The sequence below is a fragment of the Vibrio salilacus genome (genome assembly GCF_002811245.1).
GTDB classification, from domain to species: domain Bacteria; phylum Pseudomonadota; class Gammaproteobacteria; order Enterobacterales; family Vibrionaceae; genus Vibrio; species Vibrio salilacus.
This window is the reverse complement of the sequence record NZ_NIVQ01000015.1, coordinates 18,910-39,436: the sequence shown is the minus strand read 5'-3', so window position 1 is coordinate 39,436 and position 20,527 is coordinate 18,910. Positions and strand designations below refer to the sequence as shown.

17 protein-coding genes are annotated in these 20,527 nt (G+C 46.6%); 6 read left to right on the top strand and 11 right to left on the bottom strand.

Going from position 1 to position 20,527, the window contains the following annotated elements; translation table 11 throughout:
* The first annotated feature begins 27 nt into the window (after nt 1-27).
* Nucleotides 28-2,544 (top strand): penicillin-binding protein 1A, encoded by a 2,517-nt coding sequence (locus CDZ87_RS11425; RefSeq protein WP_100753667.1) that lies wholly within the window; start codon nt 28-30, stop codon nt 2,542-2,544.
* 42 nt (nt 2,545-2,586) lie between these two features.
* Here CDZ87_RS11425 and oxyR read toward each other — a convergent pair whose 3' ends face one another.
* A complete protein-coding gene (gene oxyR / locus CDZ87_RS11420) occupies nt 2,587-3,486 on the bottom strand; it encodes a DNA-binding transcriptional regulator OxyR (RefSeq protein WP_100753666.1) in 900 nt (299 codons plus the stop codon).
* A gap of 165 nt (nt 3,487-3,651) precedes the next feature.
* Here oxyR and CDZ87_RS11415 point away from each other — a divergent pair, with 165 nt between their 5' ends.
* On the top strand, nt 3,652-4,380 hold the full coding sequence (locus CDZ87_RS11415; protein ID WP_100753665.1) for a glutathione peroxidase: 729 nt from the start codon (nt 3,652-3,654) through the stop codon (nt 4,378-4,380).
* Between the two features lie 66 nt (nt 4,381-4,446).
* On the opposite strand, the gene CDZ87_RS11410 is transcribed toward CDZ87_RS11415, so the two are convergent.
* Nucleotides 4,447-4,794 (bottom strand): RidA family protein, encoded by a 348-nt coding sequence (locus CDZ87_RS11410; RefSeq protein ID WP_100753664.1) that lies wholly within the window; start codon nt 4,792-4,794, stop codon nt 4,447-4,449.
* Nucleotides 4,795-4,859: 65 nt separating this feature from the next.
* On the opposite strand from CDZ87_RS11410, the gene CDZ87_RS11405 reads away from it, so the two are divergent.
* Nucleotides 4,860-5,111 carry a DUF3624 domain-containing protein gene (locus CDZ87_RS11405; protein WP_100753663.1) on the top strand — a complete coding sequence of 84 codons (252 nt, stop codon included), beginning with the start codon at nt 4,860-4,862 and terminating at the stop codon, nt 5,109-5,111.
* A 185-nt stretch (nt 5,112-5,296) separates the two neighbouring features.
* Here CDZ87_RS11405 and argH read toward each other — a convergent pair whose 3' ends face one another.
* The 4 genes from argH to argC form a co-directional block, all read right to left on the bottom strand.
* Nucleotides 5,297-7,171, bottom strand: coding sequence for an argininosuccinate lyase (gene argH, locus CDZ87_RS11400; RefSeq protein ID WP_100753662.1), 1,875 nt, complete (start codon nt 7,169-7,171; stop codon nt 5,297-5,299).
* Between the two features lie 250 nt (nt 7,172-7,421).
* A complete protein-coding gene (locus CDZ87_RS11395; RefSeq protein ID WP_100753661.1) occupies nt 7,422-8,636 on the bottom strand; it encodes an argininosuccinate synthase in 1,215 nt (404 codons plus the stop codon).
* Between the two features lie 117 nt (nt 8,637-8,753).
* Nucleotides 8,754-9,545 carry an acetylglutamate kinase gene (argB, locus tag CDZ87_RS11390; RefSeq protein WP_100753660.1) on the bottom strand — a complete coding sequence of 264 codons (792 nt, stop codon included), beginning with the start codon at nt 9,543-9,545 and terminating at the stop codon, nt 8,754-8,756.
* A 23-nt stretch (nt 9,546-9,568) separates the two neighbouring features.
* Complete coding sequence (gene argC / locus CDZ87_RS11385) at nt 9,569-10,573, bottom strand: N-acetyl-gamma-glutamyl-phosphate reductase (RefSeq protein ID WP_100753659.1); 1,005 nt, start codon at nt 10,571-10,573, stop codon at nt 9,569-9,571.
* Between the two features lie 151 nt (nt 10,574-10,724).
* Between argC and argE the strand changes: the two genes are divergently transcribed.
* The 3 genes from argE (at nt 10,725) to CDZ87_RS11370 (ending at nt 15,780) form a co-directional block, all read left to right on the top strand.
* Nucleotides 10,725-11,861, top strand: coding sequence for an acetylornithine deacetylase (gene argE, locus CDZ87_RS11380; protein WP_100753658.1), 1,137 nt, complete (start codon nt 10,725-10,727; stop codon nt 11,859-11,861).
* Nucleotides 11,862-12,187: 326 nt separating this feature from the next.
* Nucleotides 12,188-14,821, top strand: a complete 2,634-nt coding sequence (gene ppc, locus CDZ87_RS11375; RefSeq protein ID WP_100753657.1) for a phosphoenolpyruvate carboxylase — start codon at nt 12,188-12,190, stop codon at nt 14,819-14,821.
* A 419-nt stretch (nt 14,822-15,240) separates the two neighbouring features.
* Complete coding sequence (locus CDZ87_RS11370; protein WP_100753656.1) at nt 15,241-15,780, top strand: PadR family transcriptional regulator; 540 nt, start codon at nt 15,241-15,243, stop codon at nt 15,778-15,780.
* Between the two features lie 99 nt (nt 15,781-15,879).
* Here CDZ87_RS11370 and cysE read toward each other — a convergent pair whose 3' ends face one another.
* From cysE to epmA, 5 genes are all read right to left on the bottom strand, one after another.
* On the bottom strand, nt 15,880-16,701 hold the full coding sequence (gene cysE, locus CDZ87_RS11365; RefSeq protein WP_100753655.1) for a serine O-acetyltransferase: 822 nt from the start codon (nt 16,699-16,701) through the stop codon (nt 15,880-15,882).
* A 50-nt stretch (nt 16,702-16,751) separates the two neighbouring features.
* Nucleotides 16,752-17,783, bottom strand: coding sequence for an NAD(P)H-dependent glycerol-3-phosphate dehydrogenase (gene gpsA / locus CDZ87_RS11360; protein WP_100753654.1), 1,032 nt, complete (start codon nt 17,781-17,783; stop codon nt 16,752-16,754).
* Between the two features lie 179 nt (nt 17,784-17,962).
* Nucleotides 17,963-18,430, bottom strand: a complete 468-nt coding sequence (gene secB, locus CDZ87_RS11355) for a protein-export chaperone SecB (protein WP_038175939.1) — start codon at nt 18,428-18,430, stop codon at nt 17,963-17,965.
* Between the two features lie 158 nt (nt 18,431-18,588).
* Nucleotides 18,589-19,023, bottom strand: coding sequence for a rhodanese-like domain-containing protein (locus CDZ87_RS11350; protein ID WP_100753653.1), 435 nt, complete (start codon nt 19,021-19,023; stop codon nt 18,589-18,591).
* A 125-nt stretch (nt 19,024-19,148) separates the two neighbouring features.
* Nucleotides 19,149-20,120 carry an elongation factor P--(R)-beta-lysine ligase gene (gene epmA / locus CDZ87_RS11345; protein WP_100753706.1) on the bottom strand — a complete coding sequence of 324 codons (972 nt, stop codon included), beginning with the start codon at nt 20,118-20,120 and terminating at the stop codon, nt 19,149-19,151.
* Nucleotides 20,121-20,527: the final 407 nt, after the last annotated feature.

Genomic DNA, 20,527 nt, shown 5'->3' with positions numbered 1-20,527 from the left:
TTAACCTCATTAATCAGGGAATATCCGGTGAAGTTCATAAAGCGACTGTTCTTATTCACATTGATTTGCATAATTCTTGGAGTCGGTACCATCTTCGGCTTCTATTTTTATGTCAAACCAGAGCTACCTGATGTAGCGACTCTTAAAGACGTGCAACTGCAAACGCCAATGCAGGTGTTTAGCCAAGACGGCAAGCTGATCTCTCAGTTTGGCGAAAAGCGTCGTATCCCAGTCGCCTACGATGATATTCCCCTCCACCTAACTGAAGCCTTGATCGCGACCGAGGATAGTCGCTTTTACGATCACCCAGGGATAGACCCGATTGGTATTACGCGGGCAGCGGTAGTGGTTGCACTATCGGGTTCAGCGAAGCAGGGCGCCAGTACCATTACTCAGCAATTGGCTCGCAACTTCTTCCTATCGAATGAAAAGAAGATCATGCGTAAAATCAAAGAAATTTTTATTGCTATCCATATCGAACAGCTGCTCAGCAAACAAGAAATCATGGAGCTCTACGTCAATAAAATCTTCCTTGGCTACCGTTCGTATGGCTTTGGCGCAGCCGCCCAAACCTACTTTGGTAAAGATCTTCAAGACTTAACGCTTAGCGAACTGGCGACGTTAGCAGGCATGCCAAAAGCCCCTTCCACTATGAACCCGATATATTCACTTGAGCGCGCAACCAACCGCCGTAACGTAGTTTTGCGCCGAATGTTCGACGAAAAATACATTACTCAACAGGAATATGAACAAGCACGAGATGAACCTATTGTTGCTCGCTATCACGTTGCTGAAATTGAGTTAAGCGCGCCTTATGTCGCCGAGCTAGCACGCGCTTGGATGGTCGAACGCTATGGCGAAGACGCTTACACCTCGGGCATGAGTATCTATACGACGGTTGATTCAAAACTTCAGGCAGCGGCCAATGAATCTGCTATCAATAATCTGTTGACTTACGATCAACGCCACGGTTATCGCGGCGCAGAGAAGGTGTTGTGGTCGGCAAATCAAGCCCCTTTTGATGGCGAAAAAATCAAACAAGCCCTAGACAACGTACCGACCTACGGTCAATTGACACCGGCCATTGTTATTGATGTACAAGACAGACGAGCGACGGTCTGGGTTAAAGATCAAGGCCAACAAACTCTCGACTGGGATGGAATTAAGTGGGCACGAAAATTCCTCACCGATGACCGTCAAGGTAAAGCGCCAACTAGCGCCAAAGAGGTGCTCAACAGTGGTGAGCAAATCTGGGTGCGTCAAGTTGAAGTCGATTCAGACGACGAGCAGCCAGGTCACGCTTGGCATCTTAGTCAAGTGCCGAATGCTAACACTGCTTTTATTGCGATGAACCCTGAAAATGGCGCGGTTCTATCGTTGGTTGGCGGCTTTAACTTTATCCATAACAAATTTAACCGTGCGACTCAGTCCGTTCGCCAAGTCGGTTCAAGTATCAAACCATTCATTTACTCAGCAGCCATCGATAAAGGCTTAACCCTGGCCACGCTGATCAATGATGCACCGATTAATCAATGGGATAAAAGCCAGGGTACGGCATGGCGTCCAAAGAATTCACCACCGACTTATGTCGGCCCTACTCGCTTACGTATTGGTCTTGCCCAGTCAAAGAATGTGATGGCAGTTCGTGTGCTACGTGAAGTTGGTTTGGATCCAACCCGTGAATACCTCACACGCTTTGGTTTTGATATCGACCAACTGCCTCGTTCAGAGACCATCGCATTAGGAGCGGGAAGTTTAACGCCCATGAAAATGGCTCAAGGTTATTCTGTGTTCGCTAACGGCGGTTACTATGTTGAACCTTTCTATATCAATAAAATAGAAGACCCTTTTGGTGACTTGGTGTTTGAAGCCTCACCAAAAACCATATGCCAGCATGACTGTGAACAAGGTCCTCAAGCGAGCAACGAATTTGCCGAACAAGATGTCGACCTTAATAGCGAACAACCGAACTACGCACCGCAAGTGATCACTGAGCAGACCGCTTTTTTAGTTCGCGAGATGATGTACAGCAATATTTGGGGTGGTGGCAACTGGCGTGAAGGCACAGGTTGGAACGGTACAGGCTGGCGTGCTCAGCCATTGAAACGTCGCGATATCGGCGGAAAAACTGGTACAACCAATGATTCAAAAGACGCGTGGTATAACGGATACGGACCAGGAATGGTCGCGGTTGCTTGGGTTGGTTTTGACGACCATAACCGTAAACTCGGACGGTCCAAACCCAACCCTAACTTAGATAATGGTCAAATCTCAGGAGCTGAGGCTGGTGCAAAAACGGCGCAACCCGCTTGGGTCGACTTCATGCGTATCGCCCTTGATGGCATACCAGAACGAGATAAAACCATTCCTGATAATATTATCCGCGTACGTATTGATCGGGAATCAGGCTTGTTAACCAATAAGTTTGACTCAAGCTCTATGTTTGAGTACTTCTTAGAGGGTACCGAGCCCACTGAATTCGTCAAAAGTGAAATGACCAACAGCATCTACACCTCTTCGGATGGTGGTGAAGAGCTGTTCTAGGCATAAAAAAGAGGTTGATGATGACATCAACCTCTTTTTGTTTTAACTCTCAAGCTCTGGGCTTAAATGCGTTTTGATTGCCGCCGCTAACTGCTCAAAACGGGCACGTAACGGTGAACCGGGGCGATAAGCCAACACAATACTGCGCGATGGTACTGGGTTAACCGCCTTCACGTAGCAAACGCCATCTTTTTGTTTCTCTTTAGGTAATGACAATTCTGGAAGCAAGGTGATCCCCGCTCCAGCGGCAACCATATTGCGCAGTGTTTCTAAACTGGTCGCTTTAAATCGTTCATCATCTTTAGCGCCCGCCGCAAAACAAAAACCCAACGCCTGATCACGTAAACAGTGACCATCACCAAGCGCTAACACCGTGCGGCCATTTAAATCGAGCATATCGACCTGATCAAGACTCGCCCACTCATGATCACTAGGAACAGCAATGCTCAGTGGCTCGTTGTATACCTCTATCTCTTTGAATGATGCAGTTTCAACGACAGAGGCCAACACTAAACAATCAAGCTTACCGTCTTCCAACTGACGCACTAACTGCTGCGTTTGCGCTTCATGTAGATAGAGCTCAAGATCAGGAAAACGTTGTTTAAGCATCGGCACAATTCTTGGCAATAGATAAGGTCCCACCGTAGGAATAAAACCAATATGCAGTGGGCCAACCATTTCCCCCACCTGACCACTGGCCATATCTTTAAACGTTTTAACTTCAGAGAGCACACGTTTGGCTTGATCGACCAATTGTAGGCCAGAGTTAGTAAATAACACTCGGCGGCTACTGCGCTCAAGCAAAGCGGTCCCAATCTCATCTTCTAATTTTCTAATTTGACCACTTAGTGTCGGTTGGCTAACAAAACACGCTTCTGCCGCTTTGCGAAAGTGCTTGTGCTCAGCCAGCGCAACCAAGTATTCAAAGTCGCGGATATTCATTCTCGCCCCACCTCTAACTTAGATAGAAAAAACCTATTAAAACCATAACATCAAACGATTGTAACTATCAAAGAGATTCTTTAATAATAACCACATCGAAACAGAGTACAATAACGGCTCTGGAAACACTCGTTAGCAACTCACTAGAAATAAAAGGAAACAACTATGTTTGTATCAAAAGAAGGTCAGAGTATTCCACAAGTTACTTTCCCAACTCGTCAAGGGGATGCTTGGGTTAACGTCACCACCGACGAGTTGTTTAAAGATAAAACTGTTATCGTATTTAGTTTACCGGGAGCCTTTACACCAACGTGTTCATCAAGCCATTTACCACGCTATAACGAGCTATTCCCAGTGTTCAAAGAGCACGGTGTTGATGCTATTTTGTGTGTCTCGGTCAACGACACTTTCGTGATGAATGCTTGGAAACAAGACCAAGAAGCCGACAATATAACCTTCATTCCTGATGGTAATGGTGAATTTACTGATGGTATGGGCATGCTGGTTGATAAAAATGACTTAGGCTTTGGCAAGCGTTCATGGCGCTACAGCATGTTGGTCAAAAATGACGTGGTAGAAAAGATGTTTATCGAACCAAATGAGCCTGGCGACCCGTTCAAAGTGTCAGATGCTGACACCATGCTCAACTACATCGCGCCAAATTATAAAACCCAAGAGTCTATCACTGTGTTCACCAAACCTGGCTGCTCATTCTGCGCCAAGGCGAAACAAAACTTGATTGACCACGGCCTTCAATATGAAGAAGTGGTGTTAGGTAAAGACGCCACCACCATTAGCTTGCGTGCGATCTCTGGTCGCTCAACCGTACCACAAGTGTTTATCGGTGGTAAACACATCGGCGGTAGCGAAGAGCTAGAAGCTTTCCTCGGTTAACCAGCATAATGATAAGTAGGCTCCTCTCGTCAACAAGAAGGGGCCTACTTTATTACTGCGCCGCGATTATTTTTGTGCGGCTATCACTGAAATCTCCACCAGCAGAGCCTCGCGGGCCATATCGGCGGTTACACACGCCCTAGCGGGGGCATAGCCCTCAGGTACCCATGCATCCCAAACGGCGTTCATTGCTTGGAAGTCTTGCATATCTTTTAGATAAATCGTCGCTGAAAGCATATGCTGCTTGTCGCTTCCGGCTTCAAGTAGCAACTCCTCGACTTTGTCTAACATTGTTTGCGTCTGCTCAGTAATCCCTTGACTTGCATCTGCACACACTTGACCACAAAGATAAATCGTTCCGTTATGTTTTACGATGCGGCTCATACGCGGCTTGGTTTGTTGGCGTTCGATCATTTTTATCACTTTTCGGTTAGTTGGGATATGCTATGACCAGTAATGTTACCTAATTAGTCACAGCCATGACATGTAAACCGTGTAAAAATAGCGCTTGGTTTTGGAACAAAATTGGCCGCTGCCAACGCTGTATGAATCAACTGACAGTCTTATCCGTCGTCTGCTGGATCGTTTGGTGGGCGTGGTGTCGCGACAACCCTGAGACAATTGAGTCAATTGCATTGATCTTTGCCGGATTCGCCTTCAATGGATTACTGTTTTTGCACCTGTGGATGCGTTTTGTCATCTTGCCTTGGCGGCGGCGTAACGGAAAGTAAAAAAATATCCAACACATTGAATTACAGGCATAAAAAAAGCCCCAAAGCCAATATATGGTTTGGGGCCTTCTTAGATTCTTCTAAGAAAAAGCAGTGGTACTTTAATAGACCGAGCTTTTTCTCAATAGTTCCCAAAATAATCGATCTTTTTTGATCTTTTATTCGTTACTTTACTATTCAACCAGTTACGCAACATTCACTCGTGCGATGGCTTGCTCAACCAGATTGACTTCTAACGCGACTTCATCACACGCATGTTGTCGTGGGCACTGTTCACAATCTTTAAGTACTTTCTCTGGCAATAAAGATTTCGAGGTTGGCAAGAAAGATTGCTTCATGAAGAACTCAGGAGTACGCGTTAACACAAACACTTTCTTAATCGCCATCTGACGCGCTTTGTCTACTAAGTAGTGCACAATAGCGCTACCTTGCCCTTGACCTTGCCACCCAGCCTCTACTCCAAGTGAGCGAATTTCCGCCAACCCAGAATCATAAACATAGAGCGAGGCACAACCCGTCACTTCACCATGATGCTCAGCGACCGCAAACGAGCCGATATCGCGCACCAGTTCGCTGCGCGAGCGTGGTAAGTTTTCGCCCATGTTGGCCCAATACGTCACCATGCCTTCGAGCGCTTCGATGTCGGTTAAACGCGCCGGACGGACATTGACCGCCGAAGTATCACGCTTAATTAAACGCCCTTCCGCTTGCTCTACCGCGTAAGCAACCTGTTTTGTCGATACACCACCCAGTGCGCTACGCTTTTCAAGACACGACTCTATGGTCAGAATATCGTAGACGTCCGCTTCAATCACCGCGGAAAACTCTTTTAGCTCATCGAGTGAGAGCTCTTCAAGCGCACAACCTTTCGCGATGGCTCCCACGACGGCAACGCCAACGATATGGTGCGCTTCACGAAATGGAATGCCTTTCGCAACCAGGTAATCAGCCAACTCTGTCGCATTCGCATAGCCTTGCTTAGCCGCTTCTAACGTACGCTCACTATTGACTTTAATACCATCGAAACAGAGCGCCGCCATTTCCATACAGTCGTTCCAAGTATCTAGCGCATCAAACAGACCTTCCTTGTCCTCTTGCATATCTTTGTTGTACGCCAATGGCAATGCTTTTACCGTCATCATCATCGCCGCCATTGCGCCATAAACACGGCCAGTTTTGCCACGAATCAGCTCAAGAGCATCGGGGTTTTTCTTTTGTGGCATCAAAGAGGAACCAGACGTGACAGTATCGGCCAGTTCAATAAAGTTCGATTCGCCAGAATTATAGAAAATCATATCTTCAGCCAAACGCGATAGATGCAACATAGAGATAGAAGCTACTGACATGAGCTCCATCACATGGTCACGATCTGAAACCGAGTCGAGCGAGTTACGCGTAGCACGGCGAAAGCCTAAGTGATGCGCCACTTGCTCACGATCAATCGGATATGCAGTTCCGGCAAGGGCACCCGAACCAAGCGGACAAGTATCTAGACGCTTAATTGCATCATCAAGACGGCTAAAATCGCGCTCAAACATTTCTACATACGCCAAACACCAGTGAGCAAAAGTCACTGGCTGGGCACGTTGCAAATGAGTATAGCCTGGTAGTACCGTCTCTTGGTGCTGCTTAGCTACTGCCACCATTTGCGCTTGCAAGCGGTCAAGCGCCATCAGTAATTGCTGGCCTTGTTGGCGACACCACAGCTTAAGGTCCGTCGCAACCTGATCGTTACGTGAACGGCCGGTGTGAAGTTTCTTGCCGAGGTCGCCGACTTTACTGATCAGTTGCTGCTCAACCCAAGAGTGAATATCCTCGGCATCAGAACGTAAAATCTGATGCGGGTCTTCCATCACTTCGAGCTTCAGCTCATTGAGCGCCAACTCGAGTTTTTGCTGCTCTTCTTGATTAAGAACATTGACCGATAACAACGCTTTTGACCAAGCAATTGAGCCAACAATATCTTGCTCAGCTAGTCGGTAATCGAAGCGCAACGAATCGTTAAATTCTTTGAATCTTGTGTCTGCTGCTTGGGTAAATCTTCCGCCCCATAATGCCATTGCGTCTCTCCTGATTACCTGTACTCACGATGAATGCGAGGTGTCATATTGCTCTAATTAACTCTGAATCGAATTCAGTATTTTATGATGGTTCAAACTTACGGCAAAACCGAACAAAAATAAAGTATAAATTCATTATTTCTACATATTTATTCACGACAGGTCTTTGTTATAAATAACGATGAACAAAAATAGAAAAAAGCCCACTTGAGTATCAACTGGGCTTTTCAGTAAACGGGCTAATTAGGCGTTATTTTTTCAAGTTATTTAAGGCACGAATACGGCTGGATAATGAGTACAGGCGGATAAAGCCTTCTGCATGACTCTGGTCATATACTTCATCTTCACCAAAGGTTGCAAATTGTTCGCAGTACAGGCTGTTGTCTGAACGTTTCTGCGTCACCGTTGCTTGGCCTTTATATAATTTCACTACCACTTCACCATTAACGTCCTGAGCTAACTCTTCTGAGGCAGCAAGGATAGACTTACACAATGGGGTGAACCAGCGACCATCATAAACAAGGTGAGACGCTTTAACGCCAAGCTCTTCGCGGAACTCAAATGCCGTTTTATCCAGCACGAGCTGCTCGACGGCACGCAGAGCTTCCATCATGATAGTGCCGCCCGGAGTTTCGTAACAACCACGAGACTTCATGCCGACCAAACGGTTTTCAACGATATCGATACGTCCAATACCGTGCTTGGCACCTTTTTCATTGAGGTAAACCAAGGCGTTGTATGGCGTCATCGCCTCACCATCAACACCAATCACTTCACCTTTTTCCACTTTCAAAGTGACGTATTCAGCTTGGTTAGGGGCTTGCTCTGGATCAACTGTCCAAGCCCAGCAATCTTCGTTCGGTGCGTTCCATGTCTGTTCAAGCACACCACCTTCAGTGGAAATGTGCCATGCGTTGGCATCACGCGAGTAAATTTTAGTCAGTGAGGCACTGCATGGAATATTACGTTCAGCAAGGTAACCCAAGCACTCTTCACGACTTACCAAGTCCCACTCACGCCAAGGTGCAATCACATGTAGATCAGGAGCCAATGCCGCAAAAGCACCTTCAAAACGTACTTGGTCATTACCTTTACCGGTACAACCGTGACACAACGCATCAGCACCAACTTGGCGTGCCACTTCAACCTGCGCTTTGGCAATAATTGGACGCGCCATTGAAGTGCCTAGTAAGTATTTGCCTTCGTAGTAAGCGCCAGTTTTAAGCGTTGGATAGATATAGTCTGCAACCATTTCTTCTTTAAGATCAGCAATGTAACACTCTGATGCCCCTGACGCTTTCGCTTTAGCTTCGATACCTTCTAACTCTTCCGCACCTTGACCAACATCAGCAACAAATGCCACCACTTCACAATCATAATTCTCTTTTAGCCATGGAATAATCACTGATGTATCCAGACCGCCAGAGTATGCGACAACTACTTTATTTACTCGAACTTTGCTCATTTTCTTTCTCCAATTCCCGGCGCTGCGCTTGGCGGTCAGTGTCACGGGTTACTGCTAATGTCTGTTTGTTGGAATCAACGCGTTGGCGCTGACTCTGTATTCGTTAGTTAGTATTCACTACTTAGGTAGAAACTGGGTTCCAATGCTTTTCCCTGCGAACAGGTCAACCAGCTTGTCTGGGTAACGCCAAGTCGCCACTTCAATAGGTCGACCTAAATCGTTAGCCGCTTCGAGTGCCGCGTTCACTTTGACTATCATGCCGTCAGTAATGACATGGCCAGTAATCAAGCTTTGCGCCTGCTTCTCATCAAGGCTTTTGATCAAATGCCCTTTACCGTCCAATACGCCACTGACATCAGAGAGCAGAACCAACTCTGCATCCAATGCGCCAGCAACTGCGACAGCCGCTTGGTCAGCATTCACATTCATCATCTGTCCTTGTGACGTGAGTCCGATAGAGCTAATGATCGGCAGTGCGCCAGTGTCTAGCACCGCTTGCAAAACTGCACAATCACCTGGCGTTGCTTTGCCAACCGCACCAAGCTCAGGATTCAACTCTTCAACCTGGCATAAACCACCATCAGCAAGACTCAAGCCGACCGCATTAAGGCCGTTTTTGATCGCCTGACCTTGCAGTATTTTGTTGGCTGTGCCTGCCAAGGCCCCTGCGATAACAGGAATTTGATCATAAGGCGTGACACGCAAGCCTTGTTTCTTGACCGTTTTCAGCTGCAATTGAGCCATCAGATCGTCCACCAGATAACCGCCACCGTGGACGATCACAATTCGTCGCTGAGCTTGCTGCTGATAGTTGGCAATCGCACCAAATACCTGGCTTAACGTCTCAGTACACGACAGTGCAGCACCGCCTAATTTGATCACTAATGGTGTCAATTTGTTATCTGTCATCACTTGTTCCTTGCTGCTCTTTACTACACGAGAGCAGTGAGTTCTGGGAATCCGTAGTGGATGTTTAAACATTGCATCGCTTGACTCGATGCGCCTTTTAGCAAGTTATCAATCGCAGAAACTACGATGATATGCTTGCCCTGAACCTTCCAACCAATATCGCAGAAAGGGGTATTTTCTACATTCTGTAATCTTGGCAGTGCTTGATTGAGCAGGCGCACTGCCGGTTTACCTTGATAGGCGTGAATAAAGGCATTCTCGACCTGTTGTTGCGTCACGCCTTGCGCGAGTTTCATGGTGATAGTGGCGAGAATTCCACGCTTAAAATTGCCCAAATGCGGAGTAAAAATCACATCGGTATCAAGGTGAGTTGCGATCTCTGGCTGATGACGATGGCTAAACACACCATATGGCTGCAAACTCACTTCGCAGAAACTGTTGGTCATCGACGCTTTTCTTCCTGCGCCTGTCACACCACTAGTGGCATTTATTACCGGCCACTGAGTACTATCGATTAAGCCTTCGATCAGTAACGGCTTGATCGCCAACTGAGAAGCCGTTGGGTAACACCCTGGCACCGCGATCAACTGACTGTGCTTAATGCCTTGGCTATTCCATTCAGCAAGCCCATATTCGGCTTGGTCGAGCCAAGTTTCATGCTGGTGTTCAAAGCCATAAAACTCGCTATAAAATCCTTCTTGCTGAACACGGAAAGCGCCAGAAAGATCGAAAACTTGGCAACCGTGCTCAAGAAAAATGGGAGCCAGATCATGACTGACTTCATGCGCCGTCGCTAAGAACACCACATCACATGCGCTGGCAACCGCGTCGACATCTGTCAATGCTTCGACCTGATGCGACACTAAACCCGTTAATCTGCCGTGTAACTCTGAGATCGTCTTACCGGCATCTAAACTATTGGCGGACACATATAAACCTGTTAGCGTAAGCTTTGAGTGTTTGTGCACCATCAGAGCCAGTTCTGCCCCGGTGTAACCGCTTGCGCCTATGATTGTGGTTTTGAGCATCTCGACATCCATTTTGACCTAAAAACGCCGCTCTAAGAGTGACTATAAATTTAAAATATCTGCCTTTTATTGGTTTTTTATTCAATAAAAGTGATTTAATATGTTTTTACCTTCTTAACCTAAATCTGTCAACAGGGAATGCAAACTAATTATGCAATTACCAAGTTTTCTTGAGGTCTACCGTGGCCTAATTTCGACCTCTTCTATTAGCTCAAATGATCCAAGTTGGGATGAAGGCAACGCCCAAGTAATTGAAAAGTTGGCAACTTGGTTAAAAGACATCGGCTTTGAAGTCAACCTGACCCAAGTCGAAGCGGGAAAATTTAATCTGATCGCCAAAAAGGGCGCAGGAGAAGGTGGACTATTGCTCGCAGGCCACAGCGATACCGTGCCCTTTGATCAGGGCCGTTGGACTTACGAACCGCACGATCTAACGCAAGCCAATAACCGTTTTTATGGTTTAGGTACCGCGGATATGAAGGGTTTTTTCGCTTTTATTATCGAAGCAGTAAAGAAGGTTGATTGGACGCAGCAAACCAAGCCGCTCTACATACTGGCGACCTGTGACGAAGAGACCACAATGCTCGGGGCTCGCCATTTTACTGAAAATGCGCCATTTAAACCGGATTACTGCATTATCGGCGAACCGACTAGTTTAGTGCCAATTCGAGGCCATAAAGGTCATGTAGCCAATGCAGTGCGTGTAACCGGTAAGTCGGGCCACTCCTCCGATCCCGCTTTAGGTGTCAATGCCATTGAGATCATGCATGAAGTCCTGTTCGCCTTAATGCAATTGCGTGATAAGTTGATCAAAGAGTACCATCATCCTGGCTTTGCGATCCCAAGCCCAACGCTTAATCTCGGTCATATCCATGGCGGTGACAGTGCCAATCGCATTTGCGGTTGCTGCGAGTTGCACTACGATGTTCGCCCACTCCCTGGCATCAGCTTAGATGGGCTGGATAATATGTTACGCGGCGCGCTTAAAGAGGTTGAAGCTAAATGGCCGGGGTGCATTGCAGTTACCCCATTGCATGAACCTATCCCCGGTTATGAATGCCAACATGACCACCCTTTCATTGGTGGTGTTGAGCAAATCTGTGGGGTTGAATCACAGACCGTGAACTACTGCACCGAGGCTCCTTTCCTACAACAATTGTGCCCAACACTGGTGTTAGGCCCGGGTTCGATTGAACAAGCCCACCAGCCTGATGAGTTTCTTGCCTTTGAGTTTATTGAACCGACCATCAATGTTTTAGCTAAAGCCATGTATAAATATTGTTGTTAGCCTCGCGCTAGAAAATGCCCCGAGGCTTGGCATTGTTTGCCAAGCCTTGTTTTTTCTATAGAGTAAACAAACTAACCGCAAGTTAATGTGTGAATTGTCGCCTCCGATAAACCTAGCGGTCTAAACGTCACAAGCGACACGCTTGTTTAATTCTGTAATAAAGTTTCAACATAATTAGTCATCGCCACCTCTTTAAGCGGATTTCATTCTCTTGCACAATATTTGCAAACTTAGCCTACAGCATTTGACTCTTAACAACATTTTTCGCTAGATTGTCTACTTAGCAAGGAACATTGGATGTAATTTTTTTACAAGGCAGGAAGATAATGAACGAGAAATACTCTGCGCTCAGAAGCAATGTCAGCATGCTGGGACATTTGCTCGGCAACACCATTCAGGACGCTCATGGTGAGGTACTTCTAGAGAAAGTAGAAACCATTCGGAAACTCTCCAAATCGGCACTCGCAGGTAACCAACAAGACCGTGATAGCTTGATTGATGAGATTAAAAGCCTGCCTAATGATCAATTGACTCCCGTTGCTCATGCTTTCAACCAATTTCTTAACCTGACCAACATGGCAGAGCAATATCACACAATATCGCGCCACTGTGACGCCAACGTGTGTGAACCGGACGCGATGAATAGCCTATTTGCTAAGTTAGGCCAAAACGACATTAGCAAAATCGATACGGCGCAAGCAGTACGCGATTTAAATATCGAACTGGTATTAACCGCTCACCCGACAGAGATCACTCGTCGAACCATGATTCACAAACTGGTTAAAATCAATAAATGCCTATCTAAACTTGAACTAGGTGACTTGTCGGCCAAAGAGCGTCATAAAACTGAACGCAGACTGGAACAGTTAATTGCGCAAAGCTGGCACTCCGACACCATTCGTAAGCAACGTCCAACCCCGTTAGATGAAGCCAAGTGGGGCTTTGCCGTTGTAGAAAACTCGCTATGGGAAGCGGTACCTGACTTCTTACGAGAGCTTGATGAACGACTAGAAAGTTATCTCGGTGAAGGTTTACCGATTGATGCCCGTCCTGTTCACTTTTCATCTTGGATGGGTGGAGACCGTGACGGCAACCCCTTCGTAACGCATACAATTACACGTGAAGTCTTGCTGCTGTCACGTTGGAAAGCGGCCGATCTCTACCTCAATGATATTAATGAACTGGTCAGCGAACTGTCGATGACCAAGTGTAATGATGCCCTGCGCCAACTCGCTGGTGACGATCAGCACGAACCATATCGCGCGATTTTGAAAAAACTGCGCTCACTGCTAAGTGAAACCAAAGAGATCCTTGACGCTAAAATCAATGGTCAAAAACTGGCGGTCAAAGCACCATTACAACGTATCGAGCAGTTGTGGGAACCACTGTACGCTTGTTACCAATCACTGCATGAATGCAACATGGGCATTATTGCTGACGGCTCACTGCTCGATACTCTACGCCGCATTAAAGCATTTGGTGTCCATTTAGTCCGTCTTGATATTCGCCAAGAAAGTACTCGCCACTCTGATGCGCTATCAGAACTCACTCGCTACTTGGGCATTGGCGATTACGATCAGTGGAGCGAACAAGATAAAATCGCTTTCTTGACCAATGAACTGGCATCGAAACGCCCGCTGCTTCCGCGTGACTGGCAGCCTTCTGAGCCAGTACAAGAAGTGCTCGATACCTGTAAAATTATTGCTGCGCAGCCACGTGAAGCATTTGGTGCTTACGTCATCTCAATGGCGCGCACCGCCTCAGATGTACTTGCCGTGCATCTATTGCTTCAAGAAGCGGGCTGCCCTTACCGCATGGACGTGTGTCCGCTGTTTGAAACACTCGACGATTTAAACAATGCCGAATCGGTCATCAAGCAGCTCATGGGCATTGATCTCTATCGCGGCTTTATTCAAAACCATCAAATGGTGATGATTGGCTACTCAGACTCGGCCAAAGATGCCGGTGTAATGTCAGCAGGTTGGGCGCAGTACCACGCGATGGCTTCATTAGTCAACGTTGCTGAAGAAGAAGGGGTAGAGCTGACACTTTTCCACGGTCGCGGCGGTACCATTGGTCGCGGCGGTGCTCCCGCGCATGCTGCGTTACTTTCTCAGCCACCTAAAAGCTTAAAAGGCGGGCTGCGTGTCACTGAGCAAGGTGAGATGATTCGCTTTAAATTAGGCTTACCGGAAGTCGCGGTGAATAGTTTTAGTTTGTATGCCAGTGCCATTTTGGAAGCCAACCTTCTGCCACCACCAGAGCCAAAGAAAGAGTGGTGTGATTTGATGAATGTACTGTCTGAAGTCAGTTGTGAGTCTTATCGCAACGTAGTGCGCGGCGAGCCCGATTTCGTGCCTTATTTCCGCCAAGCAACACCTGAGCTTGAACTGGGTAAATTACCTCTTGGCTCACGACCGGCAAAACGCAACCCCAACGGTGGTGTCGAGAGCTTACGTGCTATTCCATGGATCTTCTCATGGAGTCAAAACCGTTTAGTTCTTCCTGCTTGGCTTGGTGCTGGTGAAGCGATTCAATATTCGATTGATAAAGGTCATCAAGCTCTACTAGAAGAGATGTGTCGTGAATGGCCATTTTTCTCAACCCGTCTCGGCATGCTGGAAATGGTCTACACCAAGTGTAATATGGAAATCTCTCGGTACTACGATGAACGCCTAGTTGAACCTTCTCTGTTACCACTTGGCGATCGTCTACGCGCGCAACTGCAAAAAGACATTAAAGCGGTCTTGAACGTCGAAAATAATGAGAACTTGATGCAAAGTGACCCTTGGGGGCAAGAATCGATTCGTTTACGTAATATCTATGTCGAGCCGTTGAACATGCTTCAAGCCGAGTTGCTGTATCGCACGCGTCAAAGTGACGAGTCCTTACCAGAACTTGAGGAAGCACTAATGGTAACCATCGCGGGTATCGCTGCGGGTATGCGTAACACAGGTTAACACTTGCTTGTCAAAGAAGGTTGATGTTAACGCATCAACCTTCTTCAGCTTTCGTAATTAATAAAAATCCAGTACTAAATATTGATAAAAAGATAATCAACACAAACTTTCAAAACAAAAGCAAACTTAACAACGTAAAATTAGCATTTTATTAGTTTTTTAGTCTATTCCGCCCATCTATTCTACTTTATGCTTATTATTTAGATATACTACTCGGCCACTGCAGCAAATATAAAATCAACACGTTGCAGCCTGTCGATAATCATAATATCGATCCTAGGTGATAAACACGGCTTTAATAAGGTGACATGACCAACTTTGTTGGTGCCACTTGTACTACTGATAATCAGTGCCTCCAGAAGCACGGCAGTAATAAGTGGTTGAATTTCGTAGTTTATTGACCATTTGGATTAAAAGACATGTCATTACCACACGTTATTTTAACTGTTCTAAGCACCCGCGACGCTACCGGGTACGACATCACTAAAGAATTTTCTGCCACTATCGGCTACTTCTGGAAAGCAAGCCACCAGCAAGTGTACCGTGAGCTCAATAAAATGGCTCAAAACAATCTCGTTAGCTGCGTACTCGAACCTCAAGAAGGCAAACCTGATCGTAAGGTTTATTCCATTACCGATGCAGGACGCGTTGCGCTCGGTGAATGGTTCGACCAACCGACCGTACACCCAACTGTACGCGATGAGTTTTCAGCAAAATTAATGGCTTGCGCCGTCCAATCATCGACCCCATACCGAGCACAGCTTGGTGAATTGGTTGTCGAGTCACGTAAGTTAGTCAGCCACTATCAAGAGATTGAAAACGCTTACTACTCAACGACAGCAACCCTCGATAAGCAGCAGCGTCTTGAGCGTCTTACTTTACGCAGGAACTTGCTACTTCGCCACGCATGGATTGAATGGGCAGAAGAAGTACTCGCTGAGCTGGACGAACTGGCATAAGCAAGCAATGTTAAAAAGGGTTGACGTGAAAGCGTCAACCCTTTTCTCATACGTTCTGTTTTCGATCCGAGTGTGCTAACAGCGCAGCACTTTCAGACTTTAAATCCCATCACCACCGATAAAACTTTGAGAGCGGCCGTTAAACTGCTGATCCATATCGAGAGAAGGTTTATCTGTTGTTGGACGACCGACAATCTTCGCCGGCACACCCGCCACCGTGGTATGTGGTGGGACAGGTTGCAACACAACCGAGCAAGAGCCGATTTTAGCCCCTTCACCCACTTCGATATTGCCAAGAATTTTCGCCCCAGCGCCAATCATTACGCCTTCACGGATTTTAGGGTGACGATCACCGCTCTCTTTACCCGTACCACCAAGAGTCACATCTTGTAGAATCGATACATCATCCTCGACCACGGCAGTCTCACCAATCACGATGCCAGTGGCATGGTCAAGCATGATACCGCGCCCTATTCGTGCGGCCGGATGGATATCCACCTGACAAGCGACCGAAATCTGATTTTGCAGATAAGTGGCCAGTGCAATACGACCTTGTTTCCACAGCCAATTGGCTACGCGGTAACCTTGCAGTGCATGGTAACCTTTTAGATAAAGCAGTGGCATTGAGTACATCGCAACGGCTGGATCTCGGTTAACCGTCGCACAAATATCGCAAGCCGCAGCAGCACTAATCGTCGAGTCAGCATTAAATGCCTCTTCGACGACTTCCCTAACCGCCATCGCAGGCATAGAGGCAGTATTAAGCTTATTGGCGAGAATATAGCTCAGTGCGGAGTTTAAGCTATCATGCTTAATGATGGTCGCATGATAGAAGCTTGCTAACATTGGCTCTTGTTCAGAAAGCTCACGTGCTTCCTTGACTATGGTTTGCCATACCTTCTGTTTTTCACAATGTTTCATGTCGTTTCCTAGCACTGGCTCATCCACAGTCAGTGTCGCTATTACTTCTTTTAGGCTTCGGCTTTCTTATCTCGCGCGAGGAGATCTCGCGCTGCTAAGTGGGCATCTTTCCCTTGATACAATACTTGATATATTTGGTCAACAATCGGCATCTCGACACCCATACGTTCAGCCAATAAAAAGACCTCTTTGGTATTGCGATACCCTTCGACCACCTGACCGATTTCAGCTTGTGCGCTATCGACATCTTTGCCCTGCCCCAGCGCCAAACCAAAACGACGGTTACGCGATTGGTTATCGGTACAAGTTAACACTAAGTCACCAAGCCCAGCCATACCCATAAAGGTCTCAGGTTGAGCCCCAAGCGCCGCACCAAGACGCGTCATTTCTGCCAAGCCTCGAGTAATTAACGCCGTGCGTGCATTGGCGCCAAAGCCAATCCCATCAGACATACCCGCACCGATCGCAATAACATTCTTCACCGCGCCGCCAAGTTGCATGCCAGTAAAATCGCTATTCGCGTAGACGCGGAATGTTTTACTGCAGTGAATTTTCTCTTGTAGGTCAGCGACAAACTGAGCATCTGGCGAGGCAACAGAAATCGCCGTCGGCATGCCCATCGCCAATTCTTTCGCAAACGTCGGCCCAGATAATACCGCTAATGAGTAGCCTTGACCCAAAATGTCATGGGCGACATCTTTAAGTAGGCGGCCGGTTTCTGGCTCGAGTCCTTTGGTCGCCCAACAGATACGAGAATCGTCCGCTAAGAAAGGTTTAACATTGTTGAGTACGATACCAAACACATGACTCGGTACAACAACCAACAGGTCACGGCTGGCTTGCACCGCTTTGCTTAAATCCGATTCTACAATCAGCGACTCGGGAAACTCGATCCCCGGTAGGAACTCATGGTTAGCGCGATCCGCTTCTAGGCGGGCCATATGCCCAGGCTCATGGCCCCAGATTACTACGTTGGCACCATTACGTGCTAATGAGATAGCTAAAGAGGTACCGTACGAACCCGCACCTAGCACTGTCATTGCGATCGCTTTGCCGTAGCCATTATTGGTCTTATCTTTCATTGTTCCGCCTGGTTGTCATAAAAGAGACTGGATTCTTATGAGTAATCTCTAGTTCATGAGAGCTAAAGAACAGCCAAAAACACCCATATCATAAACAAAAAATGCACAGCGCATCATCAATCCGATACTCTGTGCATTTTTACCGATCCCCTACATTTAAGTAGAAGGTCAATCAGTCATTACGCTTCAGCTTGTTGTTCTTGCTGAGCTTGCTGCTGTAGGTAGTTCATAAACAGAGCATCAAAGTTAACAGGTGCTAGGTTTAGCTGTGGGAACGTACCTTTCACCACTAGGCTTGAAATGGTTTCGCGCGCGTAAGGGAACAGAATGTTCGGACAGAAAGCACCTAGACAATGAGCAAGTTGACCTGCTTCCATCTTATCTGCTGTGAAGATACCACCTTGCTGTACTTCACATAGGAAAGCCGTGTCATCGGCGTTCTTAACGGTAACAGTAAGGCGTAGAATCACCTCGTAAACGCCTTCGCCTAGCTCACGGCTTTGCGTGTCTAGATCCAGTTTAACATCTGGGTTCCACTCTTTTTGGAACATATCAGGCGAGTTAGGTGCTTCGAAAGACACATCTTTAAGGAAGATGCGTTGAATTGCGAAGTTTTGTGCTTCTTGTTGTGGTGCTGCTTCAGCCATTTTAAAATCCTTTAATCCTGCAATAAATAGTCTGCTTCGAGACTAACCGAGAGAGGCGTTTATGACTAGGTTTCCACTGAATTTCGTGGAACTTCTCACATCTCTCAAAAACAAACGCCGATTTTTTCATCAGCGTTGTAAGTATCGGCGGGTATGAATTACTTCTTACCTTTGACCAATGGCATGTTTGCTTCACTCCAAGCAATCAAACCATTTTTAAGCAGGTTAACGTTTTCGAAGCCTGCTTTAGCAAGTAAGTTAGCACTCTCTTGCGCGGTTTGACCTGACTTACATACTACAATAATTGGGTCTGATTTACGGTTTTCAAGGTTACCGAACTTACCCGCTTTAATATCAGACGGCAAGATGTGAACTGAATCGGTAATGTGACCTTTACGAAACTCATCTTTACTACGGATATCAACCACCAGACCATTTTCACGGTTCATCAGATGCGTAGTTTGCGCAGCAGTCACCTCTTTGTAAGCGGCGGTTGATGATTTAACGATGCTCATAATAAGGGCGCCGAATAGGCCAACCCAAACCAGAGAAAGAATCATGTTCTCTTGAAAAAATGCGATGTACTCTTGCATGTCCTGTGCTCTTTGATAATAGAGCTGTCCGTTCAAGTAACAGCTCTAGGCTAAAATTCAGAGTGGAAGTATAACGAGGATGAGATAGTGAAGCGAGTCTATTAAAGAATCTGTTGCACATTTCTCTACGCTCGTGGAAACGGAAACGCGGTGACGTGATCGATATGATCACAACCGATCGCTAACATAATTAAACGATCGATGCCCAATGCAACACCTGCGCAATCAGGTAAGCCCGCATTTAACGCCGCGATTAAGTGGTGATCAATCGGTTGCGGTTGGAGCCCCATCTCAATGCGCTTGGCGTTATCATCTTCAAAACGTTGCCGCTGCTCTTGGGGATTGTCCAGCTCATGAAAGCCATTCGCCAACTCAACTCCCTTGAAGTACACTTCAAAACGATCGGCGACTCTTGGATCGTGCGGATTGATCTTCGCTAAAGCCGCTTGTGAGGCGGGAAAGTCATAAACGAACGCGGGGGCCGCTTGACCAATTTCGCTTTCAACACCAATACTAAACAGTAGCTGCAACAAGGTATCACGATCTTGCTCTGGCTCAGCAATATCACTCAATCCCAGCTTGGCTGCCACTGCTTTTAACTCTGACATTGGGGCTTCTAACGGGCACACCCCTAGCACATTAATAAACGCTTGCTGGTACGTCACACGCTCTGCCACTTCACACTTCAGAACCAGTTGCAGCAGTTGATCCATCTCGTTCATTAGTTGATGATGGTCAAACCCGACCCGATACCACTCCAACATAGTAAACTCAGGGTTGTGATAACGGCCATTTTCTTCATTGCGAAACGCTTTATTGATTTGATAGATACAGCCGCTTCCAGCTGCCAGAAGCCGCTTCATATGAAATTCTGGGCTGGTCATAAAGTAGAGCTTGCTGCCATCGGCATAACCCGGGCCAACAAATTCAGTCTGAAAGGTATGTAAATGGATATCAGTGACGGTGGCGTGACTCATCGCCGGGGTATCGACTTCTAGCACATGACGCTGGGCAAAAAAGTGGCGAATTTGAGCCACAATACTTGCGCGCTGACGAAGCTGTTTAATAGAAGCGCTCGGTTGCCAATCTGCAGTCATAAACTCATTCTCATCATTCAATCTGGCTGCGAACATAACAACTTTACCCGTCTTTGCCCAGCGGAATAATCTGGGCATGATATAGACAAAATGAAGCAAGTTTATTTCGTATTACAGCACAATAAATATTGCTCAGCTGAGACTTTATTCGTCTCAACAATAGTCAGTAACCATGATTTAACAAGCTGAGTTTACTCACCAATAAGCAATTCATATCCTTACGTGATTGCAGTCACATAACCTATAAATTTTATGCTCTTACATGCATTACCGCAGCAAAAACCCAAATACATCAATTTTTCCGCCATAGTCCTCCTCTACACTAACCCTACCACTTTTGAGGTTTTCTCTAGTAAAGAAGACCCCGTAATCACAATAACAAGCGGAATTCCGCAATCACACACTGG

Coding starts and splice junctions, on each gene's coding strand:
- CDZ87_RS11410 (WP_100753664.1), bottom strand. CDS start 4,794: ATGATCGAACGCCAACAAACCAAGCCGCGTATGAGCCGCATCGTAAAA.
- epmA (WP_100753706.1), bottom strand. CDS start 20,120: ATGACTGCAGATTGGCAACCGAGCGCTTCTATTAAACAGCTTCGTCAG.
- argE (WP_100753658.1), top strand. CDS start 10,725: ATGCAATTACCAAGTTTTCTTGAGGTCTACCGTGGCCTAATTTCGACC.
- gpsA (WP_100753654.1), bottom strand. CDS start 17,783: ATGAAAGATAAGACCAATAATGGCTACGGCAAAGCGATCGCAATGACA.
- CDZ87_RS11415 (WP_100753665.1), top strand. CDS start 3,652: ATGTTTGTATCAAAAGAAGGTCAGAGTATTCCACAAGTTACTTTCCCA.
- CDZ87_RS11395 (WP_100753661.1), bottom strand. CDS start 8,636: ATGAGCAAAGTTCGAGTAAATAAAGTAGTTGTCGCATACTCTGGCGGT.
- argH (WP_100753662.1), bottom strand. CDS start 7,171: ATGGCATTATGGGGCGGAAGATTTACCCAAGCAGCAGACACAAGATTC.
- oxyR (WP_100753666.1), bottom strand. CDS start 3,486: ATGAATATCCGCGACTTTGAATACTTGGTTGCGCTGGCTGAGCACAAG.
- CDZ87_RS11350 (WP_100753653.1), bottom strand. CDS start 19,023: ATGCAAGAGTACATCGCATTTTTTCAAGAGAACATGATTCTTTCTCTG.
- CDZ87_RS11370 (WP_100753656.1), top strand. CDS start 15,241: ATGTCATTACCACACGTTATTTTAACTGTTCTAAGCACCCGCGACGCT.
- ppc (WP_100753657.1), top strand. CDS start 12,188: ATGAACGAGAAATACTCTGCGCTCAGAAGCAATGTCAGCATGCTGGGA.
- argC (WP_100753659.1), bottom strand. CDS start 10,573: ATGCTCAAAACCACAATCATAGGCGCAAGCGGTTACACCGGGGCAGAA.
- CDZ87_RS11405 (WP_100753663.1), top strand. CDS start 4,860: ATGACATGTAAACCGTGTAAAAATAGCGCTTGGTTTTGGAACAAAATT.
- cysE (WP_100753655.1), bottom strand. CDS start 16,701: ATGAAACATTGTGAAAAACAGAAGGTATGGCAAACCATAGTCAAGGAA.
- argB (WP_100753660.1), bottom strand. CDS start 9,545: ATGACAGATAACAAATTGACACCATTAGTGATCAAATTAGGCGGTGCT.
- secB (WP_038175939.1), bottom strand. CDS start 18,430: ATGGCTGAAGCAGCACCACAACAAGAAGCACAAAACTTCGCAATTCAA.